This window comes from Mesorhizobium sp. BR1-1-15, assembly GCF_020165475.1.
In the GTDB taxonomy this organism is placed as follows: domain Bacteria; phylum Pseudomonadota; class Alphaproteobacteria; order Rhizobiales; family Rhizobiaceae; genus Mesorhizobium.
Map to the genome: position 1 here is coordinate 213,319 of NZ_JAIUIF010000005.1, position 17,030 is coordinate 230,348.

Annotated in this window: 15 protein-coding genes; 5 read left to right on the forward strand and 10 right to left on the reverse strand. The window is 65.5% G+C overall.

Annotation, left to right across the window (positions count from 1 at the left end; genetic code table 11):
• Window positions 1–54 precede the first annotated feature (54 nt).
• From LB541_RS11765 to LB541_RS11775, 3 genes are read left to right on the forward strand one after another with little or no spacing between them, the layout of a single operon-like run.
• Entirely contained in the window at window positions 55–1,638 is a 1,584-nt protein-coding gene (locus LB541_RS11765; protein ID WP_140655302.1) for a sugar ABC transporter ATP-binding protein, read from the forward strand.
• Window positions 1,635–2,945 (forward strand): ABC transporter permease, encoded by a 1,311-nt coding sequence (locus LB541_RS11770; protein WP_140554626.1) that lies wholly within the window; start codon window positions 1,635–1,637, stop codon window positions 2,943–2,945. Before LB541_RS11765 ends, LB541_RS11770 begins: the two co-directional genes overlap by 4 nt.
• A complete protein-coding gene (locus LB541_RS11775) occupies window positions 2,942–3,910 on the forward strand; it encodes a substrate-binding domain-containing protein (RefSeq protein WP_140491405.1) in 969 nt (322 codons plus the stop codon). Before LB541_RS11770 ends, LB541_RS11775 begins: the two co-directional genes overlap by 4 nt.
• A gap of 239 nt (window positions 3,911–4,149) precedes the next feature.
• Here the strand turns inward: LB541_RS11775 and LB541_RS11780 are convergent, their stop codons facing one another.
• The 6 genes from LB541_RS11780 to LB541_RS11805 are packed head-to-tail and all read right to left on the reverse strand — an operon-like array spanning window position 4,150 to window position 11,283.
• Entirely contained in the window at window positions 4,150–4,611 is a 462-nt protein-coding gene (locus LB541_RS11780) for a MarR family winged helix-turn-helix transcriptional regulator (RefSeq protein WP_140628830.1), read from the reverse strand.
• Complete coding sequence (locus tag LB541_RS11785) at window positions 4,608–5,192, reverse strand: amino acid synthesis family protein (RefSeq protein ID WP_140662415.1); 585 nt, start codon at window positions 5,190–5,192, stop codon at window positions 4,608–4,610. Before LB541_RS11785 ends, LB541_RS11780 begins: the two co-directional genes overlap by 4 nt.
• Window positions 5,185–6,066, reverse strand: a complete 882-nt coding sequence (locus LB541_RS11790; protein WP_140662413.1) for a UPF0280 family protein — start codon at window positions 6,064–6,066, stop codon at window positions 5,185–5,187. Before LB541_RS11790 ends, LB541_RS11785 begins: the two co-directional genes overlap by 8 nt.
• A gap of 2 nt (window positions 6,067–6,068) precedes the next feature.
• Window positions 6,069–7,610: a 6-hydroxynicotinate reductase gene (locus tag LB541_RS11795; RefSeq protein WP_140649642.1), complete on the reverse strand. Its 1,542-nt coding sequence runs from the start codon at window positions 7,608–7,610 to the stop codon at window positions 6,069–6,071.
• Window positions 7,607–10,426 carry a molybdopterin-dependent oxidoreductase gene (locus LB541_RS11800; protein ID WP_140738896.1) on the reverse strand — a complete coding sequence of 940 codons (2,820 nt, stop codon included), beginning with the start codon at window positions 10,424–10,426 and terminating at the stop codon, window positions 7,607–7,609. The genes LB541_RS11795 and LB541_RS11800 overlap by 4 nt, the downstream gene beginning before the upstream one ends.
• Window positions 10,423–11,283 carry an FAD binding domain-containing protein gene (locus tag LB541_RS11805; RefSeq protein ID WP_140491394.1) on the reverse strand — a complete coding sequence of 287 codons (861 nt, stop codon included), beginning with the start codon at window positions 11,281–11,283 and terminating at the stop codon, window positions 10,423–10,425. Before LB541_RS11805 ends, LB541_RS11800 begins: the two co-directional genes overlap by 4 nt.
• A gap of 332 nt (window positions 11,284–11,615) precedes the next feature.
• On the opposite strand from LB541_RS11805, the gene pncA reads away from it, so the two are divergent.
• Window positions 11,616–12,230, forward strand: coding sequence for a bifunctional nicotinamidase/pyrazinamidase (gene pncA, locus LB541_RS11810; protein WP_140514339.1), 615 nt, complete (start codon window positions 11,616–11,618; stop codon window positions 12,228–12,230).
• A gap of 73 nt (window positions 12,231–12,303) precedes the next feature.
• A complete protein-coding gene (locus LB541_RS11815; protein WP_140739052.1) occupies window positions 12,304–13,686 on the forward strand; it encodes a sodium:proton antiporter in 1,383 nt (460 codons plus the stop codon).
• 54 nt (window positions 13,687–13,740) lie between these two features.
• Here the strand turns inward: LB541_RS11815 and LB541_RS11820 are convergent, their stop codons facing one another.
• From LB541_RS11820 to LB541_RS11835, 4 genes are read right to left on the reverse strand one after another with little or no spacing between them, the layout of a single operon-like run.
• On the reverse strand, window positions 13,741–14,463 hold the full coding sequence (locus tag LB541_RS11820) for an ABC transporter ATP-binding protein (RefSeq protein WP_140514341.1): 723 nt from the start codon (window positions 14,461–14,463) through the stop codon (window positions 13,741–13,743).
• A complete protein-coding gene (locus LB541_RS11825; protein ID WP_140514343.1) occupies window positions 14,460–15,185 on the reverse strand; it encodes an ABC transporter ATP-binding protein in 726 nt (241 codons plus the stop codon). Before LB541_RS11825 ends, LB541_RS11820 begins: the two co-directional genes overlap by 4 nt.
• Window positions 15,182–16,144: a branched-chain amino acid ABC transporter permease gene (locus LB541_RS11830; RefSeq protein WP_224618470.1), complete on the reverse strand. Its 963-nt coding sequence runs from the start codon at window positions 16,142–16,144 to the stop codon at window positions 15,182–15,184. The genes LB541_RS11825 and LB541_RS11830 overlap by 4 nt, the downstream gene beginning before the upstream one ends.
• A complete protein-coding gene (locus tag LB541_RS11835) occupies window positions 16,141–17,022 on the reverse strand; it encodes a branched-chain amino acid ABC transporter permease (protein ID WP_140491384.1) in 882 nt (293 codons plus the stop codon). Before LB541_RS11835 ends, LB541_RS11830 begins: the two co-directional genes overlap by 4 nt.
• Window positions 17,023–17,030 lie beyond the last annotated feature (8 nt).

Below are 17,030 nucleotides of genomic sequence, written 5' to 3' on the forward strand. Positions count from 1 at the left end.
TTAGAATAGCGTTCATGAGGGTCAGACGACGACGGAAGGGAGGCCGCCTTTGTCATGGAGCACGGAAATTCCATCGCGCGTCGGGATGTTGCGGCGGATCGTTCGGATGTCGTCCTAAGCGCTGAGCACGTATCCAAGAGCTTCGGCGGCATTGCCGCCTTGGTCGACGTCGGTTTCGAGCTGCGGCGCGGCGAAGTCCACGCCTTGATGGGCGAGAACGGCGCCGGCAAGTCGACGCTGATGAAAATCCTTTCCGGTGTCTACACCGGCTACGACGGCACGGTTCGCGTCGACGGCGTAGCCGCGAATTTTGCCGGCGTGCGCGACGCCGAGGCCGCCGGCATTGCCATCATCCACCAGGAGCTCAATCTGGTTCCCGAACTCAGCGTCGCCGACAACATCTTTCTCGGACGCGAGAAGCTGATCGCCGGGCTGATCGTCGACCGCAAGGCGAGCAGCCGCGCCGCCAGCGCCCTTCTGCAGCGGCTGGGCATCGAGCTCGACCCGGAAGCCCGTGTCGGCACCTTGCGCGTCGGCGAACAGCAACTGGTCGAGATCGCCAAGGCGCTGTCGATGTCGGCGCGCATCCTGATCATGGACGAGCCGACCTCGGCGCTTTCTCCAGCCGAATGCCAGAGGCTGTTCCGCATCATCCGCCAGCTTGCCGACAGCGGCGTCGCCATCGTCTACATCTCGCACCGCATCGACGAGGTCATGCACCTGGCGGGCAGGGTCACTGTGTTTCGCGACGGACGCCACGTGCTGACGCGGCCGATGGGCGAGCTCGACGAGAACGCCATCATTTCGGCAATGGTCGGGCGAGACCTGCTGGCCTCCTCGGAAGAGGAGCGCCGTTCCGGCGGCGAAATCGTGCTTTCCGTCGAGAACCTGTCGCTGACGAAACCCGACGCCCATGGCTGGCGCACCGTGATCGACGGAGTCAGCCTCGAACTCGCCGAAGGCGAGATCCTTGGCATTGGCGGGCTGCTGGGTTCAGGGCGCACCGAAATCCTGGAGGCGATCTTCGGCTCGAGCGATGGCCGCACCGGCGGCGAGATCCGGCTCGACGGCGCGCCGGTCGAGATCCGCTCGCCGCGCGATGCCAGGCGCCTCGGCATTGCGCTGGTGACCGAGGACCGCAAGACCCAAGGCCTGCATCTCCAGGCTTCCATTACAGACAACGTCGCATTGCCGCTGGTCGGATCGCTGGCGCGTTTCGGCATCCGTTCGCTGGCCGGCGAACAGGAGCTGGCGCGCCACGCGGTCCGGGCGCTCGGCATACGCTGCGAGGACATCGACCAGCCAGCCGGCACGCTGTCGGGCGGCAACCAGCAGAAGGTCGTCATCGGCAAATGGCTGGCGACACGGCCGCGCGTGCTTCTTCTCGACGAGCCGACGCGCGGCATCGACGTCGGCGCCAAGCGCGAGATCTACGATCTCATCTTCAAGCTTGCGCGCGACGGGCTGGCCATTGCCGTCATCAGCTCCGAATTGCCGGAACTGCTGCACCTCTCCGACCGCATTCTGGTGATGGCCGATGGCCGCCAGACCGGCATCCTTTCCCGCGATGCGGCGAGCGAGGAGGCCATCATGCGTCTCGCCGCGCCGCGCCGCACGATTTCGAGACCTGCCGCATGACCGCCTTGAAACTCCTGTCCCGCACCAAGCTCTACTGGGGCCTGATCGCCATTTTCCTGATCGGCGTGCTGGGCTCGCCGGTCAGCTCCAAGGGCAACAACATCTTCCTGTCCTACGGCAATCTGCTCGACGTGCTGCGCCAGGTGTCGACCACCGGCCTGATCGCCACCGGCATGACGGCGGTGATCATCACCGGCGGCATCGATCTTTCCGTCGGTTCGCTGATGGCCATCTGTTCGGTGGTCTGCGCCATGCTGCTGACGGTTCCGGGCGTGACGCCGGGAGTGGTGCTTGGCGTGCCCACCGTCGCCGTGGTGGCGCTCTGTCTCGGCTTCATCGTCACCCGCTTCATCTTCCTCAATATCGAAAAGTCGCGCGCCGGCGCCGATGCCTCGCGCGACGCAAGGCTGGACCGCGCCCGCGGCCTGGTCACGCCGGCAATCGTCGGCGTGGTCCTGTGCTGTCTTTCCCTGTGGTACCTGCTGCCGCAGGTCGAGCCCAAATTCGGCGTCCTCGGCGTGCTGCTGGTCGCGCCATGCGTGGGCCTGCTGTTCGGTGCGCTCAACGGCTTCATCATCGTTGCCGGGCGGCTGCAGCCCTTCATCGTCACCCTGGCGATGATGGTGACGGCGTTGGGCATCGCCCGGCTGACCGCCGGCCAGAACAATGCTGTGCTGCCGGTCTATACCGGCTCGAACGCCACCGAGGATTTCGAGCTGCTGCGCTCGATGGTGTTCGGCGTCATTCCGATGCCCGGCCTGTTCTTCCTCGGCGCCATCCTGATCTATGGCGCGGTGCTGCGCTTCACGCCGTTCGGCCGCTATGTCTACGCCATCGGCGGCAATGAGGAGGCGGCCAGGCTTTCCGGCATCGCCGCCGGCCGGGTCAAGATCGTCACCTACGCCGTTTCGGGCCTGCTCGCCGGCATTGCCGCGGTGCTCTATGTCGCGCAGTACCGGCAAGGCAAGCCCGATGCCGGCGCCGGCCTGGAGCTCGACGCCATCGCCGCCGTGGTCATCGGCGGCACCAGCCTGATGGGTGGGCGCGGCAGCCTCACGGGGACATTCTGCGGCGTGCTGATCTTCGGGCTGCTGTCCAACATATTGCAGCTCCACAACATCAATTCGAACCTTCAGCTGGTGCTGAAGGGGATGATCATCATCGGCACAGTGCTCGTGCAGGAGCGCAATGCCGGTGATCTCCTAGCCTATCTGCGCCTGCCCGGAGCGGCGCACAAGGAAACGGCCGCGGCAAAACGGCCGTCGCAAGAGACCCGGTCTCTCAATCTCGGAGGAAACAAGAAATGAAACGACGTGACACGCTGAAGCTTGCCGCCCTTGGCGCGGCATTGCTGACCACCACCGCGCTGCTCTCCACCGGCCACGCCATGGCCCAGGACAAGAAGTGGAAGATCGGCTTCTCGCAGGTGACGACCATCGAGCCTTGGCGCGCGCAGTTCAACAAGGACATACTGGCCGAGGCCGCCAAGCACCCCGAGGTCGAGCTGATCATCACCGACGGCGAGGACAAGACCGAGAAGCAGGTTGCCGATGTCGAGAACCTGATCCGCCAGGAGGTCGATGCGCTCTTGGTGTCGCCGAAGGAATCGGCCGGCCTGACCGGCGTCGTGCAGCAGGCGATCGACGCCAAGATCCCGGTCTTCGTGCTCGACCGCAATGTCGACACCAAGGACTACACCCAGTTCGTCGGCGGCGACAACAAGCTGATCGGCCGCGCGGCCGGCGAATATGCCGTCGAGCTGCTCGGCGGCAAGGGCAAGGCATCGGGCAATGTCGTCGAGATCTGGGGCGGCATGGGCACCCAGCCGGCGCATGACCGCCATGACGGCTTCCATGAGTTCACCGACAAGGAGCCGGGCATCAAGTACCTGCTCGACCAGCAGTCGGGCGACTGGAAGCAGGACCAGGCCTATAATCTGATGGCCAACGCGCTGAAGAGCAACGAGAAGATCGATCTCGTCTACGGCCACAACGACCCGATGGCCTATGGCGCCTATCTTGCCGCCAAGGATGTCGGCCGCGAGAAGGACATCAAGTTCATCGGCATCGACGGCCTGCCCAACGAAGGCGTGCAGATGGTGAACAAGGGCGAGCTGACGGCGACCTTCACCTATGTCACCCCGGGCGCCGAGGGCCTTCGGCAGGCGATCAAGTTCCTCAATGGCGAGAAGGTCGAAAAGACCATCACCTTGCCGACGCAGAAGATCACCAAGGAAAACGCCGCCCAGGTGCTGAAGGACAACGGCCTCTGAGATTTCGCCGGAGATAAGCGCCGGCCCAAGGTCCAGGTTCTTCGTCCCAGGACAGCTTAGCGCCTTCCTCTCCCCCGTCGATCGGGGGAGAGGTGTCGAGCGAAGCTCGACGGAGTGGGGTCGACCCTTGGCGCGGTGCAGGAAGATTCTTGCGCCCTGGTCCCCTCTCAATATCCGTCGTCGGCGGTGGCCAGGTGGTTCCCCTCCGGAGGGAGAGGAAAGGACCTCGTCGTCGGCCCCTACGCCAATTTCGCCAGCAGCCTCATGAAGGTGGCGATCTCCCTGGCCGTGAGCGGTGCCAAGGTTTCCTCGGTAATCTCGCGCGCCAGCGGGATCAGGCGTTCGATCGCCTCGCGCCCTTCGGCGGTCAAATTGACCAGCAGCCGCCTCTTGTCGCCCTCGTGCTTGGAAAGCTCGACAAGGCCGCGCGCCTTCAGCCGGTCGATCACGCCCTTCACCGTCGCCGCATCCATGGCGATCAGCGTGCCGAGCTGGTTCTGCGAAGTCTCGCCGACATCGCGCAGCTTGGCCAATGCCGCGAATTGCGGTGGCGTCAGGTCGCCGATATGGGCAGCGAAGATCGAGACGTGGCGCTGATGCGCCTTGCGCAGGATGAAGCCGACCTGCTCCTGCAGGTGGTAGTCCTGATCGTCCGCCTCCTCGACCTCGACCAGCTTCAGCAGATTGTCTTCGCCGCTCACCGCAGCCCGTCCCATGCCTTGATGTCGTCGGCGGCCAGGCCGCCCATGCGATTGTGCACGCGCGGACCGCAGGTCATGGCGAGGCAGAACAGGATCTCGTCGGGACGCGGTCCGTCGCTGACGCCGACTTCCATCGCATCGAAATGGCTGCGCACATAGGCGGCGTTGATGTGGCCGAGAGGCACATCCAGCCGCGAGCCGAAGGCGCCGACCTTCTTGGCCGACGGCACGATCGCCTTGGCGTCGCCGAGCCGCTCGCGCATGGCGTAGCCGCCCGGCACATGCCAAAGCGCGCCATGCTCGAGCTCGCCCGATGTGCCGACGATGGCGCCTTTGCCATAGCCGTCGATCTGCTTCACGTCGCCACCCAATGCCGCGATCAGCCGGTCGGCGAGCAGGAGGCCAAGCGGCTTCAGATCGTCCATGGCGCTCTGCAATTCCTCGACATAGCGCCCGGCGAACGGGTTCTTCACGAGCGCCATGGCGGCGGCACGGCGGCGCGGCACCTTGGGCGCCGGCCCGCCCTCATGAAAGATCTCTTCGGTCAGCACCACGATCTTGCGGAGCGGAAACTCAGGCATGGGCAACTTCCTTCCCTGGACTTTTGTCGGGCGCGGCAAGCGCCATGGAGCCCTCGATGCGGGTCTTGCCGGCGAGGAACAGCGCCGACGCGGCGATCAGCCCCCTGCGGCGGAAATCTTCGGCGACGGCAAGTCCGCTGTCCAGCGCCGTGGCAATCTCTTCGGCAGAAAGCGGCCCGACCTCCTGCGTCACCAGTCTGTCGCCAAGGTCGTTGTCCGGCGCCAGATCATGCGCGGGCACACGCCGAATAGCGGGATGGTTGGCCAAGTCGACGGCATTGGCGATCAGCGTCGCCGCGGCATCGGCCTCTGCGCCGGTCCTCGCCAGCACGGTGACGGCGTCGGCGATGCCGAGCGAAAACGAGCGCCCGCGCCAGCCACTGGTGGCAACGCCTTGCACGCCGTCCTCGGCGCTGATGACGATGCGGTCGGCAAGGCCATGGCCGGTGCCGGCAATGGCAAGAGTGATCGATTGGCCGGCACCGAGATGAAGCGCGCTGTCGCCACCGTTGTTGGCATAGGCGCGATCGAGTTTTCGCCCGGCAATCAGTGCGGCAAGTATTTCGTCGGCTACCGAACCGGCGACGGCTGCCATCGGCGTGATGAAGTCGTCCGCCAATGGGGTAACTGCCGCTTCCATGCGCCGCGCCGTCGAGCCGGCGAAGGCGCGGGGGCGCAACGTGGCCGGCCGGCGCAACTCGGGCAATTCCTCCACCAGTTCCGGCAGGATGGTCTGGAATCGCGCCACGGCCTGCTCATAAGCTCGCCGGCATTCGCCTGGCGTCCCAAAGGCCTCGACGATCAGGTCGATCGGCCCGTGATTGAGGTGCAGCCGCTTGCCATCCCCGAGCCAATGCGCTTGCGGGCCGTTCATCGTCACGCGGCCCCGTTCGCGGGCGTGCGCCGCAATTGCGCCAGCGGCGGCCATGGGTTGCCGGCCGGCGCACCGTCGCCCCGACGCGCGTTCAGGTACTCGCCACCCTTGGCAACGACATCCTCGACGCTGCGGATCTCGGCGTCGTAGCCGCCGAGCCTGACATAGTCGTCGCGGCGCAGCGTGAATTCGATGGGCGCCACCAGCGCCGGCGTAGGCACATAGCCGAAGGCGCCTTCCGGCACGCGCGTCACATCCACCATCAGCGTGATGCCGCCGCCCGGCCAGACATAGACCGGCGCGCCGCCGACCGTCACATAAGTGGTCAGGCCCTGCACGGAACGCGTCAGGTTGACGGGGTTTTCGGTGACGCCGGCGCGCAGCGAACCGCCGGCGCCGCCGATGAACAGCACGGTGCACAGCGCCGGTTCGCAATTATCCTCGATCAGCCTGACCGACTTTTGCAACCGTTCCGGGAACGGCTTTTCGACAGGCTTCAACTGGTCGTCGAGTTCGTAATAGGCGAACTGTTCGCCGGTGGTCGAAACCATCAGCAGCGACAGGCCGGGCCGCGCGCCCTTCTTGGCGTTCCATTCGCCCAGGATCGACAGCGGGTCGGATATGCTGGTGCCGCCCCAGCCGGGGCCGGGCTCGGACACCTTGAAGTAGCGGCCGGGCGTCGAGCGGCGGCCGATGATCTTTATCCCCGTGTCCTGCCAGCCCAGCACCTTGCCGGCCTGATGCTCGGAGATGACGCCGGTGATGTGGTCGTCGACCACCACCACCTCGTCGACCAGGCCGCGCCATTGGGTGGCGAACATGCCGATGGTCGCCGACCCGCAGCCGACCCGCATGCGGTGCTCCTGCTTGCCGTCGATGACAGGCGGTTTGCCGGCTTCGACTGTTATCGTGGCTCCGCCGTCGATGCTCAGTTCTACTGGCTTGCGGTTGCACAGATCGAGCAGCGCATCGCAGGTGGCGCGGCCTTCGGCCTTGGAGCCGCCGGTCAGATGATGCACGCCGCCCAGCGACAGCATCTGCGAGCCATATTCGCCTGTCGTGACATGACCGATCGCCTCGCCTTGCGACCGCACGACAGCCGTTTCGGGTCCGATATGACGGTCGGTGTCGATCTTCACCTTGACGCCGCAATAGGAGAAGATGCCCTCCGTGACGACGGTGACGAGATCGACGCCCTCGACCTGCTGGCTGACGATGAAGGGCGCCGGCTTGTAGTCGGGATAGGTGGTTCCTGCCCCGATCGCCGTGACGAAGCGGCGGCCGGTGTTGACCAGTTCGCCGTCCCAGGCCTCGCCCTCGGCGACGAAGGGCACGACAGCGCCGCCGATCTCGGCGGTATGATCGAGAATGGTCAGCGGGTCCATGCGCACGATCCGGCCGCCGGCATTGCCGTAGCGGTCGCAAGCGCCGGTGCGGCCATCTGATATGTAGCACATCACAGGGCAGGCATCGCAGCGGATCTTCTCCGCCACCAGCTTCTCGCCGGGATCATGGGTTTCGAAGCGTTCGGCAAGCTCGCTCATCGGCATGCCTCCTTCTCGCGGATGGCGGCGCGGATGCGAGTCGGCGTCGCCGGAACTTTGGTGACCAGCACACCAGTGGCATGGCGGATGGCGTTGAGGATCGCCGGCGCCGTCGGGATCAGCACATGTTCGCCCAGGCCCTTGGCGCCGAATGGCCCTTCCGGGTCTGGCACCTCGATCAATATCGTCTCGATCGGCGGCACGTCGCCGATGGTCGGAATGAGATAATCGTGCAAATTCTCGGTGCGGCCGGGAATGTACTCTTCCATCAGCGCCATGCCGATGCCTTGCGCGATGCCGCCCTCGATCTGACCCTCGACCAGCAGCGGGTTGATCGCCTTGCCGACATCGTGCGCGGCTGTGATCTTGACCAGCTTGACCGTGCCGAGCTTGAGGTCGACCTCGAGCTCGGCGATCTGCGCGCCGTAACCATAGACCGCATAGGGCTTGCCCTGGCCCTTGGCGTCGAGCGGCAGCGTCGGCGGGTCGTAGGTCTCCTCGGCGCGGAAGACGAAGCCGTGGATATCCGCTTCGAGTGTGCCAAGATCGACACGGCGGACCGCCTCGCCCTCACGGATGACGATCGCCGGACCTTCGAGCTGAAGCGACGCTTTTTCCGAGACATTGGCAAAGCGCAGGATTTTTTCGCGCAAGGCGCGGCCGGCCTTCTCGGCCGCCTTGCCGGTGACGAAGGTCTGGCGCGAGGCCGAGGTCTTGCCGGCATCGGGAGTAATCGCGGTGTCGGCGTTTTTCAGCCGGAACCTTTCCAGGGGCAGGCCGAGCGCGTCGGCGCAGATTTGCGTGATGACGGTGTTGGAGCCCTGGCCGATATCGACCGCGCCCTGGTGCAGGATGATCTCGCCTGAAGCCGCGATGCCGACCCGGATGGTCGACGGATTGGGCAGCGAGGTGTTGCCGCAGCCATACCAGCAGGAGGCGATGCCGACGCCGCGCTTTTTATCCACGTTGGCACTGTTGAAGGCATCCGCGTCAGCCACTGCACGCGCCCAATGCGGCCGCAGGGCATCGAGGCATTCGGCAATGCCGACGCCCGATTCCAGTCTCTGTCCGGTGACTGTTTCGGATCCGTTACGAAGGCAGTTTCTCAAGCGGAAGTCGAGCCGGTCGATGCCGAGCTTGCCGGCCAGCTCGTCGTACAAGGTCTCCTGCATGATCGTCGCCTGCGGCACGCCGAAGCCCCGGAAAGCGCCGGAAATCGGCCCATGCGTATGCACGGCGCGGCCTTCCGCGCGGTAGTTCGGGGTGGCATAGGGACCCGAGGCATGCACCGGCACGCGGTTGGCGACGGTCGGTCCCCAGCTCGCGTACGCCCCGGTGTTGAAATCGCCTGAGAAAATCATGCCCGTGACATGGCCCTCGGCGTCGGCGCCAATGGTCGCTTGCATCTGCGCCGGGTGGCGCTTGGTGGTCGACATCATCGATTCATTGCGCGTGTAGGCAAGCGCCGCCGGCCGCCCGGTCCTCATCGCCACCAGGCCGACCAGCGGTTGCAGGGACACGTCGAGTTTGGAACCAAAACCGCCGCCCGTCGCGGTCGGCACGATGCGCACCTTGTCGACGGGCAGGCCCAGCACCTTCGCCGTGTCGTCGCGGTCCATATAGGGCGCCTGCGTGCAGGCGACGACGACCAGCGTGTCGCCATCCATATAGGCATGGCCGGCTTCCGGCTCGATATAGGCATGCTCGACATAGGACGTCTCGATCGCACCGGTCACGGTGACAGCGGCATCGGCAAGCGCCGTCTCGGGATCGCCGCGTTCGACGAAGCCCTTGGTCAGAAGGTTGGCCGGACGGTTCGCATGGATCAGCGCCGCTCCTTCGGCCTGTGCCTCGCAAGGCTGCAACAGGTGTGGCAATTCGGTCCAGCGGATCGGGAAATCCGACAGGTCGAGATCGAGCATCGCCTCGCGCTCGCCGGCAACAAGCGCCACCGCCTCGCCGCGAAACCGCGCCAAGCCTTCGGCGAGAGCCGGCTGGTCGGCGAACGGACCGATGACGCCGAAACAGTTCTTTCCCGGGATATCGGCCGCCGTGAAGATACCGGCGATGCCGGGACGAGCTTTTGCCCAGCCATCGAGGTCGCCGAAGGCGAAGCTGGCATGGTAGTGCGGCGAGCGGATTACCAGCACCGCCAGCGCATCGGCCGGGAACGAATCGCCGCCGAATTTCTCACCGCCGGTCACCTTCGGCACGCCATCGAGCCGGATCGGGGAGGAACCAATGGCGTGACCGGACCGAGGCAGACGGAAATCCAGGCTTGCAGCCTGGGCGGACGCATCCATCACAGCAGCGACGATCTTCCGGTACCCGGTGCAACGGCAGAGGACACCACCAAGCGCGTCCTGCACTTCGATCTCGCTCGGCCTGGCTTTCTTCTCCAGCAGGGCCGTCGCCGCCACCAGCAGGCCCGGCGTGCAGATGCCGCACTGCGCCGCACCATGCGCCAGGAAGGAGGCCTGTAGTGCCGACAGCCGGCCATTGGCGAGCCCTTCGACCGTCGTTACCGACGCTCCGGCGGCCGACGCCGCAGGCATCAGGCAGGCGCAGACCGGATCGCCATCGACCAGCACCGTGCAGGCGCCGCAGTCGCCGGCGTCGCAGCCGACCTTGGTCCCGGTCAGCAGCAATTCATCGCGCAGCACCGCAGACAGCCGGCGCAGCGGCGGCACGTTGACCGAGACGGCGGCGCCGTTGACCGCGAAGGTGATCTCCGCGCGTGCCAGGCCAACTGCATCACTGCCGGATAGGGCCCCGCCGGGTCGAGCCTGGCTGATGTGAGGCTGAGCTTTGTTCATGCCGCCACCCTGTCACCGCTCATCGGCCCCGCCGCCGCAAGCACGGCGCGGACAACGATTTCGCGCGCCGCGTCCTGCCGGTATTCGGCGCTGCCGCGCACGTCGCCGATCGGCGACAGCTCTTCCATCGGCGCGGCGAGGACCGCTGTAGCCAGCCCATGATCCGCCGCCAGTCCGCGCAGGGCCGCCTCGACCCCGCCGAGCCGCTTTGCAACAGCCGAGCAGGAACCGACGGCGACCGCCGCTTGCTCGACGATGCCGTCCTGCACGACTAGGCGTGCCCCCACCATGGCGATCGAGATGACGAGATAGCGCCGCGCGCCGAGCTTGACGAAAGCCGACATACCCGCGCCGGCCGCTTTCGGCACGCGGATGGCGGTTACCATCTCGCCGGGCCGCAGGTCCGTGCGGCGATTGCCGAGGATGAATTCCCGGAGCGGCAGGTGGCGCACCGCTTGCGCCGAGCGCAGTTCTATCTCGGCGTCGAGCACCAGCAGCGCCGGCACGCCATCCGCGGCCGGCGAAGCGTTGCAGAGATTGCCGGCGATCGAGGCGACATTCTGGATCTGAACGGACCCGACCTCCCGCGCGGCCGCTTTCAGCGCATCGAAGGCCGGCGGCAAGGGATGGCGAACGATATCGGTCCAGCTGGTGCGCGCCCCGATCTGCCAGTGCGTTTCCGTTTCCGCAATGCCGCGCAGCGCGGCCAGCCCGTTGACGTCGAGCACATTGTCGCGGAAAGGCTTGTTGCCTTGCGCCGGGTAGAAGTCGGTGCCGCCGGCAAGGATGCGCCACGAAGCTTCGCCAAGCAGGGCGAGCGCCTCGTCGACCGTGGTGGGTTTCGCGTAACGGATCACGCTTTGCCTTCCCAGAAAAAGGGCCTTTCCGAGGGAACTTGCCGGCGTCCGGGCCCGGCTTAAATTCATTCGTATGCAAATGATATCAAGTCGGCGGAAATTGTCAAAGCCGGAGTTTGCGCAGCACCCGCACGGCTGCCGCCGCCACGCATTTGTTCTTCGCAAAATCTAGGTGCTGGGGCGCCCTTTGCGCGTTCGGGGTTGCGCCCGGCGCTCTAATGGTTGACGCGGCCCGCCATCTGGTCAAGTTTCTCCCTCCGGTCGCGCCAGCGGCTTTCTTTCGCCGGGATCCCCTTGGGAGCCCGCGCCCGATACCGACAGGAAGGAACCCCATGGCCGAAGAAGCGCTTGTCGTCATCGACCTGCAGAACGACTTTTGCCCTGGCGGCGCGTTGGCTGTGACCGGCGGCGACGAGATCGTGCCGCTGGTCAACGACCTGATCCGGCGAACCGATCATGTCGTGCTGACGCAGGACTGGCATCCAGCCGGCCATTCGAGCTTTGCCTCAAGCCATCCAGGCGCCCAGCCTTTTGAAACCATCGAGATGCCCTACGGCCAGCAGACATTGTGGCCTGACCATTGTATCCAGGGCAGCCTCGGCTCGGATTTTCACTCGGGTCTTGCCTGGACCAAGGCCGAGCTCGTCATCCGCAAGGGATTTCGGCCTGATATCGACAGCTATTCGGCCTTCTTCGAGAACGACCACACGACGCCGACCGGCCTTGCCGGCTATCTCAGGGAGCGCGGCATCGACACTCTGACCCTGGTCGGCCTGGCGACCGATTTCTGCGTCGCCTTCTCGGCGCTCGACGCGGTCAAGCAGGGGTTCAGGACCACTGTCAGGCTCGATGCCTGCCGCGGGATCGACCTCAACGGTTCGGTCGAGACGATGTTGGCAAGGATGCGCCAAGCAGGCGTGACGCTCGAAGACCACGCGGCGGACTGACCTCATCGTGGGAGAAGAGAAGGGGTCGATAGGGGCGACGGCTTTGACGGCAAGTGCCGTGGTGGCTGTCGCGATGCTGTTACCGGGAACGGCCTTCGCCGCGGAAGAGCACGGCCTGCCAGGCCGGACGATGTCGCTGTGGTGGGCACTGCCCTTTGCCGGGCTGTTGCTGTCGATCGCCACGGGACCGCTGCTTTTCAACCATGTCTGGGAGCATCATTACGGCAAGATTGCTGCATTTTGGGCGGCTCTCGTGGTGGTGCCGCTCGCATCGGCCTTCGGCACGACGGTGGCAACGGAAGCGGTGCTGCATGCGCTGCTCACCGAATACATGTCGTTCATCATTCTCCTGTTCGCGCTGTTCACCATTTCGGGCGGCATTCTCGTGGCCGGCAACATCCACGGCACGCCATTGGTCAATGCCGGGCTGCTGCTCATCGGCGCCCTGCTCGCTTCCGTCATCGGCACTACCGGCGCCTCGATGATCCTTATCCGGCCGCTTATCCGCGCCAATGACAACCGGCCGTTCAACGCCCATGTCATCATCTTCTTCATCTTCCTGGTGTCCAACATCGGCGGTTCGCTGACGCCGCTCGGCGACCCGCCGCTGTTCGTCGGCTTCCTGCGCGGCGTCGATTTCTTCTGGACCACCGCCAACCTCTGGCGCGAGACCCTGTTCGTCAGCGTCGTCGTGCTCGCCGTCTTCCTGGCGATCGACACCACGCTGCATCGCCGCGAAATGGGCGCGCCAAAGATCAAGGACCCGACGCCGGACACGAAAGTGCGCATCCGCGGCCTCCCCAACCTGCCGCTGCTGGCCGGCGTGATCGGTGCGATCCTGCTTTCGGCCACATGGAAGCCCGGCATCAGTCTTTCCATTCAGGGGGTGGACCTCGAGTTGCAGAACCTTGTGCGCGATGCCGTCATCCTGGCGCTTGCCTTCGTTTCGCTGGCCGTCTCGCGCAAGGAGTATCGGCAGGCGAACGGTTTCAACTGGGGGCCGATCGCGGAAGTGGCGAAACTGTTCGCCGGCATCTTCGTCTGCATCGTGCCCGTGGTCGCCATCCTGAGGGCCGGCCACGAAGGCGCGCTAGCGCCGCTGGTCGCGCTCGTCACGTCAGCGCAGGGCATGCCCAACGATCTCGCCTATTTCTGGCTGACCGGAGCGCTGTCGTCCTTCCTGGATAACGCTCCAACCTACCTGGTGTTCTTCGAGCTGGCCGGCGGCGCTCCCCGGCATCTGATGACGGAGCTCGCTTCGACCTTGGCGGCGATCTCGGCGGGTGCGGTGTTCATGGGCGCCAACACCTATATCGGCAACGCGCCGAACTTCATGGTCTACGCCATTGCCCGGCACCGCGGCGTGAACATGCCGGGTTTTTTCGGCTACATGGCATGGTCGGGCGCGGTGCTGATCCCGACGTTTTTGATCGCCGGGTTTTTGTTCTTTGGATAAGCCCACGATGGCGCCAAGCGGTTGACGCGGAACGGCTACTAGGGGAGATAGTGCTCAGCCTACGCCGACATAGCGCCTGACCGCCGACGGGTCGGCGCGCAACGCCTCGACATCGACCGTCTCGCGGTTGCGGCCGTTCTCGATGAAGGCGACGCGGTCGGCTACCGACAGCACGGCGTCGACCCGCTGCTCCACCAGGATGGTGGAAACGCCCAGTTCGCGCAGCTTCGCCACCGTTTCGCGGATTTTTGCGATCATCGACGGCATCAGCCCTTCGGTCGGCTCGTCGAGCAGTAGCACCTGCGGTTCCAGGCAGAGCGCGCGTGCCATGGCCAGCATCTGCTGCTCGCCGCCCGACAAGGTGCCCGAGCGCTGCCTGAGCCGCTGGCGCAGCAGCGGGAACAGGTTGAGCACGTTTTCGCGCACGGCCTTCCCCTTGCCGCGCGCCATCAGCCCGATCTCGATGTTCTCCGCCACCGTCATTTCGGCGAACAGCCGCCTGCCTTGCGGCACATAGGCAATGCCGGCTTTGGGCACCTCGTGGGCGGCCAGGCCGGTCAATTCCTGGCCTGCGAGGCTGATCGAACCGGCACTCGCCCGGACCAGTCCCATGATGGCTTTCAGCGTCGTCGTCTTGCCGGCGCCGTTGCGGCCGAACAGGCACAGCACCTCGCCCTTGTTCAGCACCAGGTCGAGCCCATAGAGCACCTGGATCTCGCCATAGAAGCAGTCCAGTCCCGCGATCCGCAACGCTTGCGTCTTGCTCGTCTCGGTCATGGGGCGGTCCCCAGATAGGCTTCCTGCACCGCCGCATTTTCGCGGATCGCCTCCGGCGTGCCCTCTGCCAGGATCTTGCCGGCGTTGAAAACGGTGATGCGGTCGGCAAGCTGCATGACGACAGGCATGTTGTGCTCGATCAGGAGCACGGTGGCGTCGCTGGCGATCTCGCGCACCAGGGCGATGAAATTGTCGATCTCGCTGTCGGCGAGCCCCTGCGTCGGCTCGTCGAGGATCAGCAGGCGCGGCTTCAGCGCCAGGCCCATCGCCACCTCCAGCAGGCGCTGGTGGCCATAGGACAATTGACCGGCCGGCATATGGGCGCGGTCGGCCAGCCCGGTGCGTGCGAGCGCCGACATGACAGCGGCCTGTATCGCGCTCTTGGAATGGCCATGCCGTAGCGTCAGTTGCACGGGCAGCGCGACGTTGGCGTAAACGGACAGGTTGGCATAGATGCTGGTGATCTGGAACGTGTAGGCGATGCCCTGGCGGACCCTGACATAGGCCGGCAGGCCGGTGATGTCGGAGCCGTCGAAAACGATCGATCCGGACGAGGGCGGGATACGGCCGCTGATCAGGCTGACGAAAGTGGTCTTCCCGGCACCGTTGGGGCCGATGACGGCGCGGATTTCGCCCGGCACCAAGGTGAAATCGACGCTGTCGACGGCGCGCAGGCCGCCGAAATTGCGCGACAGGCCTTTGGTGGTCAGAAGCGGCGTCATGGCAGCCATCCGAGCCAGCGCTGCCGGATGCTGCCCAGAATGCCTTTCGGGAAGAACAGCACCAGCAGGATCAACGCGACGCCGACGATCAACAGGTAGGCGGAGGTGAAGCCGCTGGTGACGTCGATAACATAGTACATGAACAGCGTGCCGATCAGCGGTCCGAGCGTGGTGGCGGCGCCGCCGAGCAGCACCCACAGCAGCGGCAGGATCGAGTACTGTACCGAGGCGAAGCTCGAGCCGACATAGCCGAACAGCAGCGCATAGGCAGCGCCCGACGCCGCGCAGATGGCGCCGGAGACGACCACGGCGGCGAGCTTGTTGGAGAAGGTGTCGTACCCCAGCATTTTGGTCCGTTCCTCGTTCTCGCGGATGGCGACCAGCACGCGGCCGTATCGGGAGCGGACGACGGCCAGCGTGACCAGAAGCACGAGCGAGAACAGAGCCAGCGCGCTCATGTAGCGCACCGTCGGATTGGTGAGATCGAGCGACGTCGCGCCGAAATTCAGGACGCGTGCCGGCTGCGGCACCACTATGCCCTGGTCGCCGCCGGTCCACGCGGCAAAATAGAGGATGAGGAGGTAAAAGACCTGCGCGAACATCATGGTGACGATCATGAAGGCGACACCCGTAGTGCGCAGCGCCAGCAGCCCGATCACCAGCGCCAGCACCGCGCCGCAGGCGATACCGCTCAACAAAGCCGCCGGCACGCTCCAGCCAAGCTGGATGACGGCGAGGCCGGCGCCGTAGAGGCCGGCGGCAAAGAACATGGCATGACCGAGACTGAGCAGGCCGACATAGCCGAACAGCATATTGTAGCCCATGGCGAAGACCGCCAGCACCATGATGCGGGCGACGAGGCCGTGATGATAATCCGGCAGCACCAAGCTCAGGACAAAAAGCAGCGCGATGACGCCGAGATGCAAGCCATAGGCTTTTGCCGGCGAGGTCTCGCTCATCGCGTCGCCGTCCCGAACAGGCCCTGCGGCCGGAACACCAGCACCATGGCGACCAGCAGCGTGGCGATGATCTTGGCCAGCGTCGGCGAGAAGAACATCGAGATGATGCCGTCGGACAGGCCGATCAGCACGGCGGCGATGACGGTTCCGCGCAGCGAGCCGAGGCCGCCGATGATGACGACGATGAAGGAAAGCAGCAGCGGGTCCTGCCCCATCAGGTAATGCGCCTGGCTGATCGGCACGATCAGCACCGCCGCTATGGCCGCCAGCATGGCGCCGAGCGCGAAGACGCCGCCATAGACTCGATCGACAGGGATGCCGAAGGCCTGTGCCGTCTCGCTGTCATACTGCGTGGCACGCATGACGAGGCCGACCCTGGTGCGCGTCAGCACCAGCCATGTCACGACGAGCAGAAGGACGGATGCCGCGATGATCGACAGCTTGTAGCCCGAATAGCCGAACCACGGCAGAAGGATGCGATAGCTGAAGGGCGGCTCTACCGGGCGCGCTTCCGGACCATAGAAGGTCAGCGCCAGCTGCTGGATAATGTAGAGCATGCCGATGGTGGCGACGATGGTGGCTTCCGGATTGTAGTTCAGCCGGCGCAGCACCAGCCGCTCGGCCACCAGTGCAAGGGCGCCGACGACCAGCGGTGCGATGATAAGTGCCGCCAGGAACCCGAGCGCCGGATGGCCTCCGATCGCAGTCGTGATCGCCCAGGCGAGCACGGCGCCCAGCATGAAGAACTCGCCATGCGCGACGTTGACCACGCGCATCACGCCGAACACCAGCGACAGGCCGAGCGCGGTCAGCGCCAGCACGGCGGATGTGACGAGCCCTTCGAGGGCGGCAAGGAGGAGGTGGGGTCCGAAATGCATGGGTTAGG